Below are 15591 nucleotides of genomic sequence, written 5' to 3' on the forward strand. Positions count from 1 at the left end.
GGAAAACGAATATGGTCCGTGCTTTAACCACTATACTAATGCTCTGTTTTTGTCTAAGCAGCAACGCATTTGCCGAACAAAAAGAAAAAGTGGGTAACTACGATATCCACTATGTCGCCCTTAGCAGTACCTTTCTAACTCCAAGTATTGCCAAGACTTACGGGATCCAACGTAGTAGTTACACCGGCATTATTAATATTACGGTACTCGACACAAGTGTTGAGGGTAACCCTGCAGTTCCGGTTGAGATTTCTGGTGTAGCCAATAACTTACTCGATGCCAGAATTGATCTTCAATTTAGAGAAATCCGTGAAGGGGACTCCATCTATTACATCGCCGAAGTTCCCTACCGAGATGATCAAGAGATTAACTTTAAAATCGCAGTTAAATACGGAAAAAAGCTCAACACGACACTTAAGTTTAAACAGAAGTTCTACGTCGAATAGGCGCTAGTTCAGAGTAAATATTAGGGGCCTCACGCCCCTTTTTTATGCGCTTTGACTACCGAAACCCACTTATCTCGGCTATTATTGCCGCCATTATTTTCTGACTCATCCACAGGCGTCCCATGAATCAAATCGTCCTAGCTAGCGGCAATAAAGGTAAACTCAAAGAATTTTCAGAATTGATGGCCGATTACGGCGTTGAGATCTTAGCTCAAAGCCAATTCAACGTATCAGAAGTAGCAGAGACGGGTACCACCTTTGTTGAAAATGCCATCATCAAGGCAAGACATGCCGCCGAAATTACTGGCCATGCTGCTATCGCCGATGATTCGGGTCTAGAAGTAGACTTTCTCCAAGGTGCCCCAGGTATTTACTCGGCGCGCTATGCCGGCGAAGGCGCTAAAGATGAACAAAACTACACTAAGCTTTTAACTGCACTCGAAGGCCAAACTGAGCGTAATGCACGTTTTCAGTGTGTACTGGTTTATATGCGTCATGCTAAAGATCCAACACCAATAATCTGCCAAGCATCATGGGAAGGCAGCATAGGTTTTGCTCCACAGGGTGAAAACGGCCATGGCTACGATCCTATCTTTATCCCAGCAGAACATGAATGCGCAGCCGCTGAGCTAAGCAGCGACGAGAAGAATAAGTTAAGCCATCGTGGTAAGGCGCTAGTATTGCTCATCGAAGCCATGAAGCAACAAGGTATCTTTAACTGATGCTAACTCTGCCACCGTTAAGTCTCTATATTCATATTCCTTGGTGCGTACAGAAGTGCCCCTATTGTGACTTCAACTCCCATGGACAACATGGTGATCTGCCCCAAACAGAATATGTCGATGCACTGATTAACGATCTCAAACAAGATCTTGCATATGTGCAAGGCAGACGTTTACACACAATTTTTATCGGTGGCGGCACCCCTTCTCTATTTGATGCTAAGCAAATTGGCCGTTTATTGACAGAGGTGGATAAACTCATCCCCTTTAGTAACAATATCGAAGTCACCATGGAAGCCAACCCTGGCACCCTAGAACATGACGATTTTGAGGCCTATTGCAAGGCAGGGGTCACTCGCCTTTCAATCGGAGTGCAGAGCTTCTCTACCGATAAGCTCAATCTGTTAGGGCGCATCCATAATGAAGATGAAGCTAAAATCGCCGCTAAGAAAGCCAAAGATTCCGGCTATCAAAGCTTTAACTTAGACTTGATGCATGGCCTTCCAAGCCAGAGCTTTGATGAAGCCCTTGCCGATATTGAAACCGCTGCCGAGCTGGCACCGCCACATCTATCTTGGTACCAGCTAACGATTGAGCCTAATACCCTGTACCACTCTAAACCGCCACAACTACCCGATGATGAGAACTTGTGGCAGATCTATGAGCAGGGACAAAAGCGTTTAGCCGAGCTGGGCTATCAGCAGTACGAGATCTCAGCGTATGCTAAGGAAGGCTACCAGTGCAGGCACAATCTTAACTACTGGCAGTTTGGCGACTACCTCGGCATTGGCTGTGGCGCCCACGGAAAAATCACCATGCTAAGCGACAACAAGATTGTCCGCACGGTAAAGATAAAGCATCCGAAAGGCTATTTAGCAGCTGATAACTACAGCTACGAAACCTCTGAAGTGGCAGAGGAAGACAGGCCGCTAGAGTATCTGATGAACCGCTTACGCTTGATGAGCCCTATCCCTAAGCTTGAGTTCGAGCAGCGTACCGGGTTGCCAAGAGATACGATTAGCGATGGCATCAAACAAGCCTGCGCTAAAGGCTTGATGACCGAATCTGATGAGCACTGGCAGCTCACTAGCAAAGGTCACATGTTCGTCAATGAGTTGCTGTCACAGTTTCTATAATGAACATCTGTACTCGACCAAAATAGATAAGACTTTGAATAAATTAGTTAAAACTTTAATTATTGGCAATTCAGAAATATTTTCTAACACTTAAAACTAAAAATTGAGCGACGGCTTCTTTAGGATAACCAACATAATTCTAAGGAAGCCTAAAAATGCCCATAAAAACAAAAATGAGCCTTATCGCCCTTTCGCTATCCATTGGGCTAAGTGTTAACCCTACTATTGCCGCCCCCACCTCTACACCTTTTCTAAGCCCAAGTGAGCCCATCGCTCACAAGGCTGAGAGTGAATCAGAAAAAGCTAACGCCCTGTTCGAAAGCATTTTCATGGAAAATGTAATGGCCAGTCCTATCTCTCAAACTCATCTCGGGATTAAAACCGATTATGACAAGTGGGATGAGATGGGAGACGATGCAGACGATGCCGCCCTTGCACGCACCAAGAAGCATCTCGCTCAGCTAAAACAGATCGATGCCAGCAAACTCACAGACCAAACTTTACTCAGCTACCAGCTACTCACTCAAAGACTTGAGCAAGGTATTAAAGATGATAAATGGCGTCACCATAGCTACCCCGTCAACCAGATGTATGGCGGCCACTCGCAGATCGCCTCGTTCCTGATTAATCAGCACCAGATTGGCAGCATCGATGATGCCAAAGCCTACATTAGCCGCTTGCAAGGCGTACCTAAGCGTTTGTCACAGCTACAAGACGCCCTAGAAGTACGTGAAACTAAGGGCATTATCGCGCCTAAGTTTGTCTTCCCATACGTGATCACCGATAGCCGGAATATCATTACCGGTGTGCCTTTCACGGCTAACTCTGATAATGGCGATAAGCCACAAGACAGTGCTCTCTGGGCCGACTTTAAGCGTAAAGTATCAAGCCTTGAAATCAGCAATAGTGACAAAGAAAGCCTATTGCGTGACGCTAAAACTGCGCTAGTTAACGATGTAAAGCCGGCTTACGACAAGCTAATTGCCTACATGACTCAGCTTGAAACTAAGGCCGATACCCGTGATGGCGCGTGGAAGTTCCCACAAGGCGACACGTACTACAACAACGCACTGGCGCGCACGACCACAACCGATATGACGGCCAACGATATTCATCAGCTGGGTCTGTCTGAGGTGGCACGTATTCATAGCGAAATGCGTGACATCATGAAGAAAGTTAACTATGAGGGAACGCTGCAGCAATTCTTTAAGTTTATGCGTGAAGACGATCAGTTCTACTACGCCAACGATGATGAGGGCCGCCAAGCCTATCTCGCCGAGGCCACCGCGCTAATCGACACCATGAGCAGCAGACTCGATGAGGTGTTTAAGATAAAGCCAAAGGCACCAATGATCGTTAAGCAGGTAGAGGCCTTTAGAGAAAAATCTGCCGGTAAGGCGTTTTACAATAACCCGTCACCCGATGGAAGCCGCCCTGGTACTTACTACGCCAATCTTTATGACATGAAGGCGATGCCTAAATATCAGATGGAAGCACTGGCCTACCATGAAGGTACGCCGGGTCACCATATGCAGATAGCAATCGCTCAAGAACTGGAGAGCGTACCTAAGTTTCGAAAATTTGGTGGCTATACCGCCTATATCGAGGGCTGGGGCCTATACAGCGAATACTTCCCAAAAGAGATGGGCATGTATTCAGACCCCTACTCAGACTTTGGCCGACTAGCTATGGAGCTTTGGCGTGCATGTCGACTAGTGGTCGATACTGGCATTCATGCTAAGAAATGGACCCGTGAAGAGTCCATCGAATACTATGTGTCGAATACTCCAAATGCCAAGTCGGATGCAGTGAAAATGGTAGAGCGTCATATCGTGATGCCATCACAAGCCACCGCCTATAAGGTAGGGATGATAAAGTTACTGGCTCTTAGAGATAAGGCTCAGCAAGCCTTGGGCGATAAGTTCGATATTCGTGACTTCCATACCATAGTGTTAAAGAATGGCCCTGTACCGTTAGACGTACTAGAAAGCGAAATCGATCTTTGGATTGAGCAAAGTAGCTAAGCCAGCCCGAGTCTAACCTCAATGAAACCAATAAATCGGTCACTGCTAATGTGGCCGATTTTTTTTCATGATTAGGCGCAGCCACAATGCGCTCCTAGAGTAAGCGCTCCTAGAGTAAGCGTTCCTACACCTATCCACTCGTTATCGTTTAAGGAAAAACAGATTCAACTTTTAGGAAAACCAATCCTGATATGCTCCAGCCAACTAAATAGATAGGTATGCAGCCCTATTTATTAGCAAGCTATGCTTATCGATAGACTTCAAACTCTTTGGCATCATCAACCTCTAAATTGTGCTTATACCAATCAAATATTTAGTACGATTGGTATTATCATCAGAAACAACTTAGTTTTAATGGCTAAAGTTATAATACGAGTTGAAATATTAAGTGGTAAGGAAAACGTATGTCTGAAACGACTTCCACCGAACTCAGTACAGAGATAGGTCCTAACTGGTTTGCCTCTGTTATGGGCACAGGCATCATAGCTAACGCCGCCATTGGTCTCCCCATGTTTGGCAAATACTTAACAGATGCTGGACTCATTATCTGGCTAATCGCATCCTTGATGTTAACCCTTATGCTAGTGATTAAAACAGTTCAGACAATAGTCAGACCGCATATTATAAAGCGCCAATTTAACGATCCCGTGATGTCTCAATTTTTTGGTGCGCCGCCAATGGCAATGCTTACTGTGGGTGGGGGCACGATCTTGTACGGCTCACAAGTGATGACTAATGAGACTGCACTCACCCTAGCGTGGGTGTTATGGATAGCGGGCACACTCCTAGGACTTATTACCGCCATTGTGATCCCATATCGACTCTTTACCCATCACCAAGTTCGTGAAGATGCCGCTTTTGGTGGCTGGCTTATGCCAGTTGTCCCACCTATGGTCTCAGCGGCCATTGGCGCTATGCTAATTCCCCATATGGAAAGTATCGCCCTGCAACAGACTCTTCTTTACGCCTGTTATGCCATGTTTGGCGTTAGTTTACTCAGCGCACTGATTATTATTACGATGATCTGGAGCCGGCTAGCACACTCTGGGACATCGGGAGGGGCACGGGTCCCTACTCTATGGATAGTATTAGGCCCACTTGGTCAGTCTATTACCGCCGCAGGAGCCTTAGGTAGCGCAGCGCTGCTCGTCGTTGATGAACCTATATCAACAGCAATGAATACCATGTCCATTCTTTATGGCGTGCCTATCTGGGGTTTTGCTTTTTTCTGGTCAATATTAGCAAGCTTACTCACATTACGAGCGCTGCGCAGAAAAATGCCCTTTGCACTAACTTGGTGGGCATTTACTTTCCCAGTTGGAACATGCGTTACCGGAACGACACAATTGGCATTACATACAGGGCTACCCGCCTTTGAGTGGGCAGCAGTAATGTTATTTACAGGCTTAATTTGCGCCTGGATTACTGCAGCGTTCGGAACGATAAAAGGGTTAAAGGGCGGAAATATAATGAAAAACCCAACCATCACACCCCATGTTATTTCCAAAAAGGGGCAGGACTAAAGACTCCTTGTAAACTCCATAAGTATACAGGGAGCGCTTGGTTCTAACGTAGAGTAATGCTCACCGAACATTGGCCTGGATAAGGCTAGGAGCTCTCACAACCAATGTTCGTCTAAAGCTAATAATTAAAAGCCAGCCTTTCAAGTCAATAAATTAAGGACTAATTTAATTATTGGCGGACGACTTTGGCCTTAGGGCTCTTTGCGTTGTCATTTATACACTGCTTAACATCGGTAGCATGTCCATTGGCGGTACCACACACATCTGCATACCACTGAACCTTAACACCTCTTACTGCTGTATGTTGTGGACCAGCCTGACCATTCCAGCTAGCCTCAAGTTCAACCTTGCTAATGGCATTGTAACCACCAAAACCTTGTCCTCCACCTCTAGCGTAAAGATTGCTACTAGTTAATGCGATTAACACAGCGACCAGTAGGTAATATTTTCTATTCATAATGTTCATTGTTAAATCCTTCTATACCTTAAGATCTGTAGATCTTGCGAGCAGGGTGATTGCTCTTAGAAGTTTGGAACTCAACGACCTTTCAATGCTCAATTCATCGCTAGACAGAGCACACCCTAATCATTTATTTAAATAACGCTGAACTAATAGACACAAGGGGCAGGTTCCTCCCCCCTGTGTCAAGATAGTTACCACTAAGTAGAAAGCGTGTAGGTGGGTTTTATTACGCATAAGGTTGATTGTATTTGTAACAAAAAAAGTTTAAGTAGAGTTGTACACTAGGAGGTTAACTCAATTGATCAATTCTGTGGCAATGTGACTAACTGTCTGCCTAATGATAAGGAGCGAGCTCCATCTGGGGGACTCATTAACCCTAGCCCCCATAGCTGTTTTTTTAAGAGCTAAACTCGCTAGTATTTACTCATAATCACCGCCATTAGCCACGCTAAAACTTGCATCGTTCCACGGCCAAGGTACCTTAGCCATAAAAGCGGCTAACTCCGGTGTATCAGCATGTTGTTCACGGAGCACTAGCATAGTTCTGTTGACATGAAATGGATGGATAGGCTCTTGACCGCCAATGGCACAAAAGTATTCAGCGAGAATAGCTAAATACTGGCGCTTATCTGCCAAAGCAAGCACCGCATCGGCCATTACAGGTGCGCCTTTATGCCCCTTAAGCTGAGCTGCACAGGGCCAGCTAGCAAACTGCTTAATCACCTCTGCTAATAACGCAGCGCCTTTTTCGTCATAAGCTGCCGAGGCAAACAGCTCGTACTCACTTTGCACTGAACAGCTGTCGATTAGCTGGGTCACAAAACCGAAAAATAGCGAAGTTTGGCCACTTTTAAGGTAATGGGATTTAAGTTTAGGCATAAGAGCATTAAGCTTTTCAAGCGAACCAATCTTTGCTGCAGTATCATTGACATCTTGCAGACAAATATCGATTTGGCCATTCAAGCTCGGTAATTCCATTAGCCAGGTCGGCATAATCAAGTTGAACTCCGCAGACTGACAGACGACTGGAATAACTGTGTTTACTGGATTTTGCTTCTGACTTTCTCCTTGGCTCCGACATTCACTAACAGTACTGTAATAACTCTCAGCCTGTTTTATAAAGGAAACTCCCTGTTTATCTAGCAACTCTACCTGCCAAATACACGCATCTTCATCCTCACCAACTGCCACTATCAATTGCTTATCCAGCTGACCTTTAATCACAACGGGTTCATGAGCAAAGACTTGTACTGAGCGCCGCTTGCCATTGATGCTATCTTTCATCAATTTATATAAGGGGGATATAGCATCGCCTGTCAGCGAAAGTTGCTGCACCGTCCCATCTTGCCAACCGAGCCAGATGCTCTTGCCATCGGAGCTAACACTTGCCGATGTTAAACACTCAATGAAGGTTTGCAGCTCATCATGGTGACTTGAACTGTTATCGCCAGCAGCAATCGCCATTAATGACTCAACTAAATCCTCAGCCTCATAGTCGGCGCAAATCTGCGATGGGCTAAGCACTCTAACAGTGCGGCTCCACAGCGCTTTCTTCTGCTGAAAGTCGATTAACTGCAATACAAAGCCAAAGCTCGGAGCCTTCATAGATAATTTAGAAGCATCTTCTAAGGGCTGAGCCAAAACAAGCGACTCGGTATTGGCGAGCAGCGCAATACCGCGCTTGTTATCCATAAAAAAGGTATTACGAACGGAGATCTCCGTTGGTGTAGACTTCCCCTCAAGCGGATGAACTTTAGTTTCAGAAGTTAGCGGGTTAAAACTCACAAGTTGATGCACTCGATGCTTTTCACGCTGGTAGAACACAAACTCATTGTCAGCCACGCAGACCATAGAGCCATTAACAAACCTAAATGGCATTTCAAAGCAACAGATATCCGTTGAGAGCAATTCAAACGAACCAGAGCGCATCGCTCGCTTAAGCGCATGAGCTATGTTGATACAGTACATGGACTCGGCGCTGCGTCGCCCGCCTCGTTTAGCGCCGATCAGCCAAAGCTTGCCATTGTAAAAGCATGCATCCTTAGTTGGATAAAGATCCAAGGACATCATCGACGACAGGCTCGGCTTATTGGTCGAGCCGCTCACTTCACAACTACTCAATTCACAGCTAACAGAGCTGAAACCAGAGCTATAAATTTGCCCCGTAGAATCCACAGCGATAAAACGCCCATTATCTAGCCACTCAGCCAAAAGCAGCTCACTGTTACCACTATCAAGCAATTCAATCTGGCTCAGTAATTCAACATTGAAGCCACTTCCCTTCACTATTTGTAGCTGGATAAAACCATCATAAAACAGACGATGGTGCTGAAAAGCGTATTCCGTCTGATTAGCTAATGGTGAGGTAACTTTAGATTCCGGCTCAGAGTCTGTTGAACGAGAAAAGAGTGTTTTAATAAATTTATTCATTGCTATACATGTTTAATAAATTGTTCGACTAATAGCTAATAGAGAAAATAATTCAATTTTATCCGTAGCTTAAGGTGATTACGACTCGGCTTTCAAGTGTTTTACTCCTGAATACAGACCTTGCCCGACACTTAATAAGAAAAGGGAGCAAAATGCCATAACTTGTCTCAACCGCAGCCCCGATATAACGAGTGGATGATAACTAGGTTGAAAAATGAGAGACTTTAAGCTGTTTCATAAACAAAACAAACCAATGAAAAGGTTAAAAATGAGGAGCTTTGGCAAACGCCAAAAAGAAAAATACCCCGATAAAAATCGAGGTAAACCAAAACTAGGATGATGGTTTTAAGGCTGACATTGTTTTAGTTATTAAAGCCTGCCAGCATTGATACAAAACTGCTTTTTAGCTGCTCTGTATAACGCAATTGAGAGGGGTCATTCTCGATTACATTATAGGACTCAGAACTTTTGAATCAATTGCCCGCAATTGTATTAAAATGAGAACAAACTGCAACAGAAATGATAAAAAGTAGTTTAGCCAAACCTAAATTCGGCTTGACTAAACAACAGGCAGGACAGCGTAAGTATCTGAATTAAATAGATATAAGAGCTTACTATATTAGAACAGGTTTACATTGTCCAGTATTTAGAACAATGTTTCCCCATTTTACTTACGTTTTGCATACAACTCTTTTAGTGGCTCATCCCAATATGGTGGGGTGCCGATATGATCCTTTATAAAGTCGATAAAGGCACTCACCTTTGGTGCTAAGTGTTTACGCCTTGGGTAAACAGCCTGCAGAGGCAAGTGATGGGTTAGTTGCCAATCTTCAAGAATGGGAACTAGCGTGCCTTTCTCAAGCTCATCTTCAAGCAAGTAACTGGCAAGATAAACCACGCCGAGTCCGCTTACCGCTGCAGACTTAAGTGCAGGGGCATTATCGACTCTGAAATTACCCGTTACGCCGATTTCACAGTAATCGTCACCTTGTTTAAACTGCCAAACACTGTGCTCATGCCACTCGCCTTGATATACCAAGCAGTTATGATCCACCAGCTGTTCAGGGCGGCTAGGCACTCCATGCTTCTCAACATAAGATGGTGAGGCGGCCAACAAGAACTGACACTTCATCAAGGGCCTTGCCACCATACCTAAGGGTAATTGCTCAGACATGGTAAGTAGCAGATCTAAACCTTCGCTGACAACATCGACTTTGTGATCTAATAGGCTAACTTGTAGCTCAAGCTCAGGATGCTTTGCCATGAACTCAGGCAGAGCAGGAATGATATGCATGGTGCCGAACGACTGTGAAATCCCGACTTTCAATACGCCTCGGGTAGCATCATTAAGGTTATGAACGCTAGCGACCGCCTGATCGGCATCTCTTAATAGCTCTTCACCTTGGGCGTATAGCAACTGTCCGGCTTCAGTTAGGCTCAGACTTCTTGTGGTACGTTGAATAAGCTGTACACCAAGTTTATGCTCCAACTCGGCAACTTGGGTGCTGACCTTTGACTTAGATATGCCTAACTTTCTCGCCGCAGAGCTAAAACTCCCCGCTCGAGCCACATGGGTAAAAATTGCGATCGGTTCTAAAAGTTCTAACATGTAAATCGCCTTAAGGTGTTTACGACAGTAATAGTACTTCCATCGCTAAGACATGCTGTTTTCAATAAAAACAATATCTTAAGTGAATATATGTACGCTAGAGTAGAGTTTTAATTATTTACCAATATATGGTTTTTGCTTTTATTTTTAGAAGTATACCAAAAAATCCTCATAACTCATCAAATAAGTCGTTTGGACTAATCAAAGCAAAAGATGGGTTTACCGCTATTGTGGCCTAGAAACGGAAAAGCCCCTGCACAAAGGTGGGATGCAGGGGGCGTTGCAAATCAACTAAAAGCAACAGGGTAAATCGATTTACTCCAGCAAAGTCGTATTTGCTGTTTCGACCAGGGGATATTTGGCTAACTCAGGGATCTCGTCTCTTAGCTGCTGCTCAAGCACGACTAAGGTTTTAAATCTTTCACATAACTTTTCACCACGAGCCTCTATGTCATCGGCTTGCTGTTCCATCTGCAGCTCAATCTCTTCACCGATAGAGTCCATCTTCTGTGAAAACGAATCCATCTTCTGCTCGAAGCTGTCGCCATCACCTGACATCATCTGCGCACCTAAATTCATCATCATGCTACCAAGGGAGTTTTGTACAAGCTCTTCCATCTCTTGCTCAAACTCTTCACCAAAAGCATCTTCTAGAGAAGACTCTGTTGAACCAAGGTAAAACTTATCACCATGTTGGTAGGCAACGCTTTCGATACGTTCCTCAAGCCCAGCCATCATCTCGTCTATCTTGGCACCAGCACTATCGCCTAATAATGGAGTCAGAGCGAGACTCACCGCCGTTGACGCCATCTCAACGGCATCATTAACGAGTGCAATCACTTCAGGGACCTGTGCTGAAACCTCTTGTGAGTACTGACTAACTAAAGCCTGCTGCTCACTATTGAGTGAAATTTGTTTGCCATTTACAAACAGCTTGTCCATCTCGATGCGATACTTCTCGTCACCAACCTCACTTACGATAAGCTTCTTCGGTTCGACCGTGACGTCATAATTCAGAGCGACTTCGCACTCATTATGAACGTCATGATCGCTATGAGCGGCAACGGTTTGTAGGCTAGTTGCCGAAAGCAATACCGCGGAGATCCCAACTGAGGTAAGTAATTTTTTCATCGCATCAATCCTTTATCGCTATTGTCTGTATGACTTTAATCTTGACTAGATAAAGCACAGACTGTGCCAAACATAAAAAACCATTGTTTTTATTTGGATTTACGAGGTTTTCTTAGAATAGTGGCTAGCCGCATTAATAATAAATTTGGCCAATTAAACTAACAATTGGCCAAATTTCACAAGCAGCAGGTGTGGACTGTTGATGTAAGAGGATTAAAAAATTGAGCGACCTAGCGTCTGACTCAAGGCTTCTAATACTGCCGTGCCAGCTAAGGAGTTACCATTAGTATCGAGCTCAGGAGACCAAACGCACACAGACATATCACCAGGGATCACAGCGATAATACCGCCGCCAACGCCACTCTTACCGGGCATACCGACACGGTAGGCAAATTCTCCTGCTCCATCATAGAGTCCAGATGTCGCAAGCAGCGCATTAAGTTGCCGAGTCTGTACTGGGCTAATAAGCTGTTTACCAGAAAGACTTTTGCCCGCATTAGCCAGATAAAACATGGTTCGCGACAGGTCTGCACAACTCATACGCAGTGAGCAATAATGAAAATAGCTGTGCAAAACGGTGTCGACATCATTATTGAAGTTGCCAAAGGATTTCATCAAGTAAGCAATAGCGGCATTTCTAGCACTATGCTGATACTCAGATGCGGCAACCACTTTGTCGTAACCTATTCGATGGTTTTCGCTAAGTCCACGAACAATCTCAAGCATACGATGCTTAGGTGCTCCAAGGCGACTCTGCAGAAGATCGGCAATGACTAACGCACCAGCGTTGATGAAAGGATTTCTAGGAACGCCTTTTTCCAATTCTACCTGTACTAACGAGTTGAATGAGTGACCAGAAGGCTCCTTACCAACTCTCGACCAAATTTCATCCTCTTCATACAGCATGAGCGCTAAGGTAAGGCTGAACACCTTAGAGATACTTTGAATTGAAAAGGGCTCGAGATAATCTCCAGCCCCTATAGTGAAACCATCGGAGGTTGTCACTGCAATACCTAACTTGTTAGCATCAACTTGAGCAAGGGCTGGGATATAATCAGCAACCTTGCCCTGTCCAAGAAGAGGCCGAACCTTGTCAACAATCTCTTCAAGTAATGCCAATTCAGGCATTAGCCCCACCAAATATCGTAAAGCTCGCCGATTTCGAGATCAGATACAGGTTGGCTAGCGAAGAATGCCTTAACTGCAGCTCTATTTTCTTCGGTACATTTGCCGATAGCTTGAGTCGCGATAATGCCTTCCCATTCTTTGTGTCCACCGCCGTGGTAGCCTAGAGCGTTAGGCTCGATAACTTCATCGATAAATTGATCAACAATTGCATCAATTTGCTCTTCAGTTACAGAGTCATTAAAGGTCCAGTTAACGTCAAACCCAAACTCTTGGAACTCATCTACGCGTAATTTTTTACGTAAGCGACGACTACGGTTTGCTGCCATGGTTGTTCTCCTAAAAAACAATATTTAAAGTAAACAAGAATATATTTAGCGTTTATATACGCTCAAACATAAGATCCCAAACACCGTGACCTAAACGATGGCCGCGAGCTTCAAATTTGGTCAAAGGTCTATGTTCTGGACGCTCTACCACATCGCCAGTTGCTGACTGGTTTTTATAACCAGGCGCTGCATTCATCACTTCTAGCATATGCTCACTGTAGTTTTCCCAGTCTGTTGCCAGATGGAACACACCGCCCACTTTAAGCTTACTGCGGATCAATTCAGCAAAAGGTGCCTGAACGATACGACGCTTATGGTGACGCTTTTTATGCCAAGGATCTGGGAAGAACAACTGTACACGTGCCAAGCTGCCTTCTGCGATGCTGTTTTCTAGTACTTCAATCGCATCATGATGATAAACGCGTAGGTTAGTCACACCCGCTTCGGCAGCATCTGCCAAGCAAGCACCAACACCTGGTTTATGAACTTCGATGCCGATAAAGTTTAATTCTGGTGCTGCCTTCGCCATCTCAACGAGTGATGCGCCCATGCCAAAGCCGATCTCTAAAATCGTATCCGCTTCACGACCAAAGACTTCGACTAGATCGATTGGTTCTGGAGTATAATCTAGACCCATAATTGGCCATTGCTGCTCCATCGCTTGAGCTTGACCTTTAGTTAGGCGCCCCTCTCTCAATACAAAGCTTCTTACTTTGCGAAGGTATTTACCTTCTTCATTGAATTCAGCGGTTGTTACGTCGCTCATTTTCGCCCTCGCTTTAAGCCTGCTCTCGCATAAGACAGCTATTATTTAAAAAAAGAAAGGCATTATCCAAAGTTAGACCTTCAGTGCAAGCCTTATTGTGGCGAAATTATACCAATAATCTCAGTTTGTGCGAGCTGCAGCTGCACTTTGCCCGCAAATAACTGGGTTTTCAGCTCAAATATCGCACTTATCCTCTATATCAGCTGCAGAGCAGATCGTGTAGAGGCCTACTAGGGTATAAAGCGCAATTGTTGCCTTGTTAATCACCAAGGCTAAAGTTACACTGCGCCGATGAAAACTACCGCTTCCTTTTCAACACGAATTATTAATTGGTACGACACATTCGGTCGTAAACAGCTCCCTTGGCAAATCGCTAAAACCCCATATAAAGTGTGGATTTCAGAGATCATGCTACAGCAGACCCAAGTTGCTACCGTTATCCCCTATTTCGAAAAATTTATCGCGCGATTCCCAGACATCGATGCTTTAGCGAGCGCCGAGCAAGACGAAGTGCTACATTACTGGACAGGCCTTGGTTATTACGCTCGTGCACGAAACCTGCATAAAGCCGCCCAAACAATGCAGTCACAGTTTAGTGGTGAGTTTCCAACTGACTTCGATGACGTATTAGCATTACCAGGGATCGGGCGCTCAACAGCAGGGGCAGTATTGTCTTTATCCCTTGGACTTAACTTCCCTATTCTCGATGGCAACGTTAAGCGTGTTTTAGCGCGACATGGCGCAATCGAAGGCTGGCCGGGTAAAAAGCCTGTCGAGCAGGCGCTCTGGCAATTAACGGAAAAGCTAACTCCGGCTAAAGATATCCAGAAATATAATCAAGCTATGATGGATATTGGAGCGACAGTATGTACTAGATCTAAACCTAACTGTGCTCAATGCCCTGTCGCCATCGACTGTAAAGCACAGTTAAGCGGTCGTCAGAGTGAATTTCCGGGAAAAAAACCAAAGAAAACCATCCCTGAAAAATCAGCTTGGCTATTAGTCATTGAAGAAAGTCATCGAGTACAACTAGAAAAGCGTCCCCCAGCAGGTATTTGGGGAGGACTCTGGTGTTTTCCCCAGTTCAATCAGCGCCATGAATTAGATAGCTATATTAAAGATAAACAACTGAAGGTAGTGTCTGAGCAAGAGCTCACTGGTTTTAGACATACTTTTAGCCACTTTCACCTCGATGTCCAGCCTGTACTCGTGCGTGCAAGTGGAGATAGCGATAATCAGATCATGGAACAAACATCCACTGTCTGGTATAACTTAACTCATCCACCTAAAGTTGGTTTAGCCTCGGCTACCGAGCGAATTTTGGCCGACTTAGGTTCTGTATTAAATAAGGAGTAATCATGGCTCGCACAGTAAACTGCGTGTATTTAAACAAAGAAGCAGAAGGCCTAGGTTTTCAGCTCTACCCTGGCGAATTAGGAAAGCGTATTTTCGATAATATTAGTAAAGAAGCCTGGGCACTTTGGCAGTCAAAGCAGACCATGTTGATCAACGAAAAGAAACTTAACATGATGAATGTCGATGACCGTAAGTTTCTTGAAGAGCAGATGGTAAACTTTCTATTTGAAGGTAAAGAAGTTGAAATTGAGGGTTATGTGCCTCAAAAAGATGACGAGTAAGATTAAGACTCGAAACTTTTAATATGAACCGACAAAGGCGTCGCCTAAAATTAATTTAGGTGGCGCTTTTTTGTTTAGTTTGTACTAAGCAGTTCAAAAGTAAGGCTCCCATCAACTCTCCACAAGCTCATAATATCGATGAATCGAGATAACACTCTCACCTCGCCTCATCCATTAATTAAAACTTTTAGCCGTTCATCGGCCAACAAGCTGCCGATAACGGCGGCTTTAATTGAGTTTTAGCTAGTAT

General features: G+C 44.6%; 14 protein-coding genes. 7 read left to right on the forward strand and 7 right to left on the reverse strand.

The features are described 5' to 3' along the window. Positions 1-11 precede the first annotated feature (11 nt). The 5 genes from K5Q92_RS19655 (at position 12) to K5Q92_RS19675 (ending at position 5851) form a co-directional block, all read left to right on the forward strand. Positions 12-446 carry a DUF4426 domain-containing protein gene (locus K5Q92_RS19655; RefSeq protein ID WP_220770578.1) on the forward strand — a complete coding sequence of 145 codons (435 nt, stop codon included), beginning with the start codon at positions 12-14 and terminating at the stop codon, positions 444-446. Positions 447-568: 122 nt separating this feature from the next. Continuing rightward, positions 569-1168 carry an RdgB/HAM1 family non-canonical purine NTP pyrophosphatase gene (gene rdgB / locus K5Q92_RS19660; RefSeq protein WP_220770579.1) on the forward strand — a complete coding sequence of 200 codons (600 nt, stop codon included), beginning with the start codon at positions 569-571 and terminating at the stop codon, positions 1166-1168. Then, entirely contained in the window at positions 1168-2304 is a 1137-nt protein-coding gene (hemW, locus tag K5Q92_RS19665; RefSeq protein WP_220770580.1) for a radical SAM family heme chaperone HemW, read from the forward strand. Before rdgB ends, hemW begins: the two co-directional genes overlap by 1 nt. Positions 2305-2459: 155 nt before the next feature. Next, entirely contained in the window at positions 2460-4328 is a 1869-nt protein-coding gene (locus K5Q92_RS19670) for a DUF885 family protein (RefSeq protein WP_220770581.1), read from the forward strand. A 404-nt stretch (positions 4329-4732) separates the two neighbouring features. After that, positions 4733-5851 carry a TDT family transporter gene (locus K5Q92_RS19675; protein ID WP_220770582.1) on the forward strand — a complete coding sequence of 373 codons (1119 nt, stop codon included), beginning with the start codon at positions 4733-4735 and terminating at the stop codon, positions 5849-5851. Positions 5852-6020: 169 nt separating this feature from the next. On the opposite strand, the gene K5Q92_RS19680 is transcribed toward K5Q92_RS19675, so the two are convergent. The 7 genes from K5Q92_RS19680 to trmB all read right to left on the reverse strand — a co-directional run bounded on the left by K5Q92_RS19680 (position 6021) and on the right by trmB (position 13704). Next, positions 6021-6317 (reverse strand): hypothetical protein, encoded by a 297-nt coding sequence (locus K5Q92_RS19680; RefSeq protein ID WP_259649645.1) that lies wholly within the window; start codon positions 6315-6317, stop codon positions 6021-6023. Between the two features lie 417 nt (positions 6318-6734). Beyond that, on the reverse strand, positions 6735-8744 hold the full coding sequence (locus tag K5Q92_RS19685; protein ID WP_220770583.1) for a hypothetical protein: 2010 nt from the start codon (positions 8742-8744) through the stop codon (positions 6735-6737). A gap of 667 nt (positions 8745-9411) precedes the next feature. Further along, positions 9412-10353, reverse strand: a complete 942-nt coding sequence (locus tag K5Q92_RS19690) for a LysR family transcriptional regulator (RefSeq protein ID WP_202722488.1) — start codon at positions 10351-10353, stop codon at positions 9412-9414. Between the two features lie 315 nt (positions 10354-10668). Then, entirely contained in the window at positions 10669-11484 is an 816-nt protein-coding gene (locus K5Q92_RS19695) for a YggN family protein (protein WP_220770584.1), read from the reverse strand. Between the two features lie 213 nt (positions 11485-11697). Further along, on the reverse strand, positions 11698-12612 hold the full coding sequence (gene glsB / locus K5Q92_RS19700) for a glutaminase B (RefSeq protein WP_220770585.1): 915 nt from the start codon (positions 12610-12612) through the stop codon (positions 11698-11700). Next, entirely contained in the window at positions 12612-12938 is a 327-nt protein-coding gene (locus tag K5Q92_RS19705) for a YggL family protein (protein WP_220770586.1), read from the reverse strand. Before K5Q92_RS19705 ends, glsB begins: the two co-directional genes overlap by 1 nt. Positions 12939-12990: 52 nt before the next feature. Next, positions 12991-13704 carry a tRNA (guanosine(46)-N7)-methyltransferase TrmB gene (gene trmB / locus K5Q92_RS19710; protein WP_220770587.1) on the reverse strand — a complete coding sequence of 238 codons (714 nt, stop codon included), beginning with the start codon at positions 13702-13704 and terminating at the stop codon, positions 12991-12993. Positions 13705-13995: 291 nt separating this feature from the next. Between trmB and mutY the strand changes: the two genes are divergently transcribed. Next, complete coding sequence (gene mutY, locus K5Q92_RS19715; RefSeq protein ID WP_220770588.1) at positions 13996-15060, forward strand: A/G-specific adenine glycosylase; 1065 nt, start codon at positions 13996-13998, stop codon at positions 15058-15060. A 2-nt stretch (positions 15061-15062) separates the two neighbouring features. Further along, positions 15063-15341 (forward strand): oxidative damage protection protein, encoded by a 279-nt coding sequence (locus tag K5Q92_RS19720; protein WP_220770589.1) that lies wholly within the window; start codon positions 15063-15065, stop codon positions 15339-15341. Positions 15342-15591: the final 250 nt, after the last annotated feature.

The organism is Shewanella sp. MBTL60-007 (assembly GCF_019654915.1).
Taxonomy (GTDB): Bacteria; Pseudomonadota; Gammaproteobacteria; order Enterobacterales; family Shewanellaceae; genus Shewanella.